This window comes from uncultured Phascolarctobacterium sp. (assembly GCF_905212365.1).
GTDB lineage: Bacteria > Bacillota > Negativicutes > Acidaminococcales > Acidaminococcaceae > Phascolarctobacterium_A.
Genome location: NZ_CAJMEH010000077.1, coordinates 1 through 8037, shown reverse-complemented (window position 1 = coordinate 8037; position 8037 = coordinate 1). Strand labels below are relative to the sequence as shown.

6 protein-coding genes are annotated in these 8037 nt (G+C 57.5%); 3 read left to right on the top strand and 3 right to left on the bottom strand.

Annotation, left to right across the window (positions count from 1 at the left end; genetic code table 11):
- Positions 1-128: 128 nt before the first annotated feature.
- Both QZ105_RS09705 and QZ105_RS09700 read right to left on the bottom strand, forming a co-directional pair.
- Positions 129-821: a metallophosphoesterase gene (locus tag QZ105_RS09705; RefSeq protein WP_293729722.1), complete on the bottom strand. Its 693-nt coding sequence runs from the start codon at positions 819-821 to the stop codon at positions 129-131.
- 23 nt (positions 822-844) lie between these two features.
- Positions 845-1513 (bottom strand): HAD hydrolase-like protein, encoded by a 669-nt coding sequence (locus tag QZ105_RS09700; RefSeq protein WP_293729721.1) that lies wholly within the window; start codon positions 1511-1513, stop codon positions 845-847.
- Positions 1514-1653: 140 nt separating this feature from the next.
- On the opposite strand from QZ105_RS09700, the gene QZ105_RS09695 reads away from it, so the two are divergent.
- The gene (locus QZ105_RS09695) at positions 1654-2859 is read left to right on the top strand and encodes an alanyl-tRNA editing protein (RefSeq protein ID WP_293729720.1); all 1206 of its coding nucleotides are present in this window, start codon (positions 1654-1656) and stop codon (positions 2857-2859) included.
- Positions 2860-2985: 126 nt separating this feature from the next.
- Here the strand turns inward: QZ105_RS09695 and QZ105_RS09690 are convergent, their stop codons facing one another.
- Positions 2986-3897, bottom strand: a complete 912-nt coding sequence (locus tag QZ105_RS09690; protein ID WP_293729719.1) for an AraC family transcriptional regulator — start codon at positions 3895-3897, stop codon at positions 2986-2988.
- Positions 3898-4049: 152 nt separating this feature from the next.
- Between QZ105_RS09690 and QZ105_RS09685 the strand changes: the two genes are divergently transcribed.
- Positions 4050-5186: an efflux RND transporter periplasmic adaptor subunit gene (locus tag QZ105_RS09685; protein WP_293729718.1), complete on the top strand. Its 1137-nt coding sequence runs from the start codon at positions 4050-4052 to the stop codon at positions 5184-5186.
- A 3-nt stretch (positions 5187-5189) separates the two neighbouring features.
- Positions 5190-8037 (top strand): efflux RND transporter permease subunit (locus QZ105_RS09680; protein WP_293729717.1); only part of this gene is annotated, 2848 nt, incomplete at its 3' end.

Here is an 8037-nt window from a genome sequence, read left to right as displayed (position 1 = left end):
GCGTAGTGGACTTTCACCACCTAGTTATCGCCCATGCCGGGCACACTAACAAAAACCATGCTTAGAGCTTGCGCTTTAGGCATGGTTTTACTTTTGCTTAGATGAATTTGTTGGGGCGGCGCTTACGCTTAAATTATTTGCGTTAGAGCAAAGCCTTGCGTATCGCAGGATACCAGTTTATAATGCACGCCCTTGCGTTCTCCTTCAAAGGGCTGCACATGGTTTTCACCGTGAATATGGGCGTAAACGCAATGCTGTACGCCGTATTTTTCCAGCAGGTCGGTAAAGAGCGTGCGCTCCTCCGCTGCAAAAAGTGGCGGGTAGTGAAAGGCCGCGACGATGCGTTCCGGCTTTTGCGCCGCCGCCTGCTGCAGCGCTAATTCCAGACGGATAGCCTCCCGCTTGTAGATTTTTTCGTCCTCCGCCGTAAAGCTTTCCGACGAGGGTAAAACCCAGCCGCGGGTGCCGCAGATAGCGGTGCTGCCGGCCAGCAGGCAGTTGTTCTGCAAAAATTCAAAATTGCTGCCGTATTGCTGCCGCATTTTGGCGAGACTGGCCCACCAGTAATCGTGGTTGCCGCGCAGCAGCAGCTTGCGTCCGGGCAGCTGCGCTAGCCATGCCAAATCGGGAGCGGCGTTTTGCAGGCCCATGGCCCAGGATATATCGCCGCAGACGATGACCGTATCCTGTGGTCGTACGGTTGTCAGCCAATTATTTTTGATTTTTTCCTTGTGGCCCTGCCAATGAGCGCCGAAAATTTCCATGGGCTTTTGGGGCGGCTCGCCTGACAGGTGCAGGTCGCCGATGGCGTAAATATGCATATTGCTTACCTCGCTGGGAATTTTTAAATGCGCTGCTTGGGTAAAAGCAGATTGCGCAAATCGTCCATGGTGGCGGCGTAATGGTCTGCTCCGGCCTCCTGCAGCTCGCCGGGAGCGGCAAAGCCGAAGCCGACGCCAATGCAGGCGATGCCGTTGGCGTGAGCGGCCAGCACGTCCTCGCGCCGGTCGCCGATTAAGGCTGCGGAAGCCTTTTGCTCCGGCGTGCGCAGCTGCCATTTTTCCAGGGCAGCAGCTACTACTAACGCTTTGTTATCGGTTTTGCCGTCCAAGGTGCAGCCGGTTACGTCCTCTAGATAGTCGTTAAAGCCGAAGCGTTCGGCAATGCGCAGAGCGAAAACCTCCGGCTTGGCGGTGGCCATGCCCAGACGGCGGCCGTCCTGCTTGAGCGCAGCCAGCAGCTCCAGCATACCGGGGTAAACCTTGTTTTCCCAGATGCCGGTAGTAGTGTAGCGTTCGCGGTAGTGGGCTATGCCTTCCTCCGCCTGCTCCGGCGTCAGGCCGAAGTATTTGATATAGCTGGCGCGCAGGGGCGGGCCGATGAAAACCTCCAGCTTATGCAGGTTGGGCTCGTCGATACCCATTTTAGCCAGGGCATATTGTACGCATTTAGTGATGCCTTCGGCAGAGTCGGTCAGGGTGCCGTCTAAATCAAAAAGTAAATTTTGGTACATTTATAACTCCTTATCGCTTCACGTTGCCGTGTAAAAATTAAAATACGCTATAATTATATCATATTTGTACACGATGGTGGTAAAATATCATTAGTAAGGCCGTAAGCGGCCTGTTGATTTACTTATTGGGGGGATTATAGATGACAGTAAAGCTTTTTGAAAATAATTCGCTGCTGCGTTCCTGCGAGGCTACGGTAACGGCCTGCACGGAAAAAGACGGCCTGCACTTGGTGGAGCTGGACCAGACGCTTTTCTTCCCGGAAGGCGGCGGGCAGCTGAGCGACCGCGGCAAGCTGGGCGGCGTTGATGTCGTACATGTTTCGGAGAAGGATGGGCACATTTACCATGAATGTGCAGAGTCGTTGGCGGTGGGCACTAAGGTGCAGGCTGTGCTGGACTGGCCTGTGCGCCTGGACCGTATGCAGCAGCATTTGGGCGAGCATATTTTATCCTACGCCTGCTGGAAGCTGTTCGAGGCTAATAATATCGGCTTTCATATGAACGAGGACATGGTGACTATCGATTTGGATAAGGAGCTGACGGAGGAGGAGCTGCTCAAGGCGGAGCTGTATACGAACGAAATAATTTGGGAAAACCGTCCCGTGTCCGTCGATTATATGGACAGCGGCGAGGCTGTGAAGCTCAAGGATAAAATGCGCAAGTTCAACAGCAAGCTGACAGGAATTTTGCGCATCGTCAGCGTGCAGGACGCGGATATCTGCACCTGCTGCGGCACGCATCCGCCCTTTACGGGGATGCTGGGCAGCGTGAAGGTGGTACGCCACGAAAAGCATAAGGGCGGCTGCCGCGTGGAATTTTTATGCGGACGGCGCGCTTTGCTGGACGCAGATAAAAAGAACAGCGTTCTGCTGCAGGTAGCGGCCGGCTTGTCCACTAAGCCGGAGCTGGTGCCGGAGCATCTTGCCAAGCTGAAAGCCGATTGGCAGGCTGAGCTGGACGCGGCTAAGAGCAAGCTGCTGGCCGCCGCGGAAAAAGAATTGCGCAGCGCTTACGAGGCTGCGCCTCAGCGGGCTGACGGTTTAAGAGTCGTGGCTATGCCGCTGGAGGGCTACGACGCTAAGGACATCAAATATTTGCTGCCGAAAGCTGCGGCGCTGACTGACGCCATTACTATTTTGGCGGCGGCTAAGCCGGAACGCATCAGCTATGCCGTGGTGCTGGGCGATACTGCCCAAGGAGATTGCCGCGGCGTTATCAAGCTGCTGAACGACGCCTTTGGCGGCCGCGGCGGCGGCAAGAGCGACTGCGCTCAGGGCGGCAGCGATTATTGCGGCGACTGGCGGGAGAAGCTGGACGCTGTTGCGCGGCAGGCCGCTGCCATGTAAAACAATATGGACGGCAAGCTGCCCAAGCGTTCGCGGCGCTAGCTGTAAGTATAACGCTAATATAATAGAACAAGCTCTGTACTGAATCGTGCGATTAAGTACAGAGCTTTTTTTGCGCTTGCAAATTCAGCCTTCGCTGCTGCGCAGGCGATTTATATCCGCTGCGGGCGGCAGGCCGAAAAGTCGCTTATATTCCCGGTTAAACTGCGTGGCGCTTTCGTAGCCCACGGCGTAGGCCGCGCCTGCGGCGCTCTGCCCTTCGGCCAGCATCAGCCTTTGGGCTTCGTGCAGCTGCAGGCGCTTTTGGTATTGCAGGGGGCTTAGCGTAGTGACGCGCTTAAAGCAGCGGCGGAAGGTGGAGTTGCCCATGTGGGCGATGGCCGCCAGCTGGTCGACGGTTAAGCTTTCCTTGTAGTGCTGTTTGAGATAGACGACGGCCTGCATGATTTGGTTGGAATGGCTGCCCAGAGTGATGATGCGCCGCAGCTCTTTCCCCAAGGGACCAGACAGCAGCCGGTAATGCAGCTCGCGGATAATCAGGGAGGACATAAACTGCTTTTCTTCAGGCCGCCGATTTAAATGCAGCAGCCGCAGCAGAGCTTCTAAAATAAAAGCGTCCGTGGGAGCGACCGTCATGCCTGCTTCCAGATTGGAGGGCTTTTCCCTGGACGGCGGCAGCTGGGCCGCAATATCGGCCAGCATATAATAATCGATGGGCAACGACAGGCTGAGAAAAGGGTGCTCGGGGGAAATATCCGTCAGGTAGCTGACGCTGGGCAGGTCGACGCTGGCGATTAAGCATTGCCCTGCGCCGTAATGCACCTTTTGCGTGCCGATGGTGGAATGCTTTTCGCCTTGTAAAATAATATTAATCATGGGCTCGTACAGGCAGCGGTACAGGGAATTGGGCACGTCCCAGCGTACCAGCTTGAGCCCGCCCAAATCGGTGGTCTGGATACCGTGCTGTATGCGATATTCCTCCAGCAGCAGCGCGCGCAGCTCCGCCATGAGGGCTTGTAATCTTTTGGCTTCGTCCATAGCGTTCACCTCTGCTTTTATTGTAGCAAAGGTGAGCAGATTAGGCAAGAATCAGAGCGGATAAGCTCTATCGTTTGCGGGCGGCTGCCGTTATCATTATAAATGAGGAAAGTTTTGCGCCGGTTTATTTTAATCGCTTTATGGAGGATATTATGCGACAGATTACATTATGGCTGATTACGGCGGCTCTGCTGCTGAGCTGCGCTTTGCCGGGCTGTGGCAAGCAAAAGACTGCTGCGCCTGCGCCTGTGGAGGTTAGTTATATTACTGCGGCTTACAGCAGCGCGCCCTTGAAGGAGGAGCTGAGCGGCAGGGTGCGCGCAGCGCTGACGGCTGAGGTGCGTCCGCAGGCGGACGGCATTATTAAAGCGCGCTTGTTTGAAGAGGGCGCTTACGTGGAGGCGGGGCAGCCCTTGTACCAGTTGGAGGATGCGACTTATCAGGCGGCTTATGAGCGCGCCCGTTCCGATTACGAATACAGCAGGGTTGCGGTGGAAAGCGCTGAACTGAAAGAAGAGCGCTTCACCCGCTTGGCGCAGCAGCACGCTATTGCCGCGCAGCTTTTGGACGACGCGCGCTTTGCCAGCCGTCAGGCGGTGGCGGCGATGCTGGAAAAACGGGCGGCCATGGAGGCTGCCGCCGTAGCGCTGGGATATACGCGCATTACCGCGCCGATTTCCGGACGCATTGGCATTTCTGCCGTCACGGCTGGAGCCTTGGTTAGCGCCGGCCAGCAAGCGCCCCTGGCGACGATTCACGCTGCGGATACGGTGTTTGTGGATATTCCTCAGTCGGTAGAGCAGCTGCAAACTCTGCAAAAGGCATTGAGCAATAAGGATTTGGCTGCTGGCAGCGCTGAGGTAGAGCTGTTTTTGGGCGACGGCGGCAAATACGAACGGACGGGCACGCTGCTGTTTAAGGAAGCGGTAACGGACGAAGCCAGCGGCACGGTTACGCTGCGCGCCCGCTTCGACAACCCGGATGGCAAGCTGCTGCCGGGTATGTTCGTGAAGGCCGTGCTGGCGGAAGCAGTGGATACTAAGGCGCTGCTGCTGCCCCAAAGCTGCGTGCAGTGGGACGCCGCCGGTAAGGCTTATGTTTGGATAGTCGCCGAAGGCGATAAAATAGAGCGACGGGATGTAACCCTGGGCGCTACTATCGGCGGCAGCTGGCAGATAATCGGCGGCTTGCAGGCTGGTGAAAGGGTGGTCAGCAGCGGCGTGAACCGCGTGCGGGCAGGCGACACAGTACGGGCCAAGGAAACTCAGGCCGGAGGCGGAAAGGAGTAAATCATGGGCAGCTTTTTCATCAGACGGCCGGTTTTTGCCATTGTCATTTCCCTTTTGATTTCCCTTGCGGGGCTTTTGTCGCTGCTGCGTTTGCCCTTGGAGCAGTTCCCTGAAGTAGCGCCTACTACGGTTAATATCAGCGCTTCCTATACGGGCGCTTCGGCGGAAACGGTAGAAAACACGGTTACGCAGCTTATCGAGCAGCAGTTGACGGGGCTGGACGGGATGCTGTATTTTACATCCACTTCGTCGGCCAGCGGCGACGCCAGCATCGACGTGGTGTTTGACCACGGGGTGGACCCGGATACGGCGCAGATACAGGTGGCCAATAAGGTACGTCAGGTAGAGGCGCGTTTGCCGGACACGGTGCAGGATAACGGCGTGCGCGTTACCCGCAGGCAGCCGGAAACCTTTCTGTTTGTGTCGGTGTACGACGAGAGTAATCGCGCTACGCCCGGCGATATGGGCGATTATGCGGCCAGTAATTTATACGACCCGCTCAGCCGTATCGAGGGCGTGGGCAATATCGATTTATTCGGCAGCCAGTACGCCATGCGCATTTGGCTGGACCCTTACCGCTTGCGCTCTTACAATTTGCAGCCATCTGATATTATCGCCGCCGTGCGCAGCCAGAATGTGCAGGTAGCCGCAGGCGCTATCGGCGCGCAGCCTGCCGCTGCGGAGCAGCGTCTGAACGCCGTCGTTACCGCGCAGTCCATGCTGCAGACGCCGGAGGAATTTCGCCGGATAATAGTAAAAAGCGGCGGCGACGGCTCTTTGGTTTATTTAGGCGACGTGGCGCGCGTGGAGCTGGGCAGCGAAAGCTATAATACTATTTCTCTACTGAACGATCACCCCAACGCCGCCCTGGGCCTGCAGCTGGCGGACGGTGCGAATACCATAGAAACCACGCGGCGGGTTATGGAAACGGTGGAACAGCTGAAAGCGCAGCTGCCGCCGGGCTACGCCATCGCTTACCCCCGCGACAGCACGCAGTTTATCAACCGTTCGTTAAGCGAGGTATGGCATACGCTGGTTGAGGCCATTGTTTTAGTAACGGTAGTTATGTACTTGTTTTTGGGCAGCTGGCGCGCGACGGTTATTCCCGCGCTGACCGTTCCCGTAGTGCTTTTGGGCACGCTGGCGGCGTTGGCTGTCGGGGGCTATTCCATCAATACGCTGACGCTTTTTGCCATGGTGTTGGCCATCGGCTTGCTGATAGACGATACCATCGTCGTTGTGGAAAATGTGGAACGGCTGATGCTGGAGGAGGGCTTGGACGCGCCTGACGCGACGGCCCGTTCCATGGAAGAAATCGGCGGCTCGCTTGTCGGCATTGCTGCGGTTATTGCGGTGGTTTTTCTGCCCATGGCTTTTTTCGGCGGCTCTACGGGCGTTATCTACAAGCAATTTTCTTTGACGATTATTGCGGCCATGACGCTTTCCGTCTGCGTAGCGCTGACGCTGGCCCCGGCCTTATGCGGCCTGCTGCTTGTACCGCGGCAAGCGGGGCTGGAAGTCAGCCGCTTTCAGCGCTTTATCGACAGGGCGACGCAGCGGTACAGCGATAGCGTGGGCAGATTTTTGCGCCGCGGCGCGCGCTGCCTGCTGGCTTACGCTGTTATAACGCTGGCCGCCGTTTGGGTATATGTGCAGCTGCCCACAGGCTTTATTCCCAATGAGGACCAGGGCGGCATGGTAGTGTCCTTTAATTTGCCTGCCGGAGCCGACCAACAGCGCACCCTGGCAGTCGACGCGGCGGTGCGCGAATATTTTACGACTTACGAAAAGGATAATCTCGATTTAACTATTTCTACTATCGGACGCAACGGCACGGGTACCGGTCAGAATTTGGGGCAGACCTGGGTGAAGCTGAAGGATTGGGAGGAACGCCCTAGCGAGGACAACAGCGCGCAGGCTATCGCCGCCAGGGCGGGCGCTTACCTGCAAAGGCTGGCGGACGCGCAGATTAACGTCATTTTGTATCCGCCGGTGCGCGGCATGGGCACGACCGACGGCTTTGAGCTGCAGCTGCAGGCAAATGCCGGCAGGAGCCGCGAGGATTTATACCGGCTGCAGCAGGAAATGCTGCGACGGGCGCAGGACGACCCTGCGCTGGCCGATGTGCGCAGCGGCCGCTCGCAGACCGCGCCCCAGCTGCATATTGCTTTTGATAAGCCGAAGCTGCTGGCCCTGGGCGTGAATTTGACGGACGCTTATAATACTATCAGCGCCGCCTGGGCTGGCAGCTACGTCAATGACTTTTTGGACCGCTCCCGCATTAAGCGCGTTTATGTGCAGGCCGACGCGGCCTATCGCAGCCGTCCGGAGGATTTGCAGGCCTGGTCGGTGCGGAACGAGGCCGGCGGCATGGTGCCGTTGAACGAGGTGGCACAGACCTCCATGTCGCTGGGCACGCAGACGCTGGAGCGCTACAACGGCCTGGCTGCCGTGCAGCTGCAGGGAATGCCTGCGGCGGGTTACAGCTCCGGCGAGGCTATGAGCGCCGCGGGAAAAATAGCGGAGGATTTGGGCTGCCTGTATTCCTGGAGCGGGCTGTCCTTCCACGAACGGCAGTCCGCGGGGCAGGCGCTGCCCTTGTACGCAGTTTCCCTGCTCATCATCTTTTTGTGCTTAGCCGCTTTGTATGAAAGCTGGCTGGCGCCCTTCGCCGCGCTGCTGGTTACGCCTTTGGGCGCTTGCGGCGCGGTGGCGGCTACCGGGCTGCGCGGGTTGGATAATAATGTGTACTTTCAGATTGCGCTGCTTTCCGTCATCGGCTTGAGCGCCCGCAACGCCATTATGATGCTTTCCTTTATGGAAGAAGCGCTGGCTGCCGGTAATACGGCTG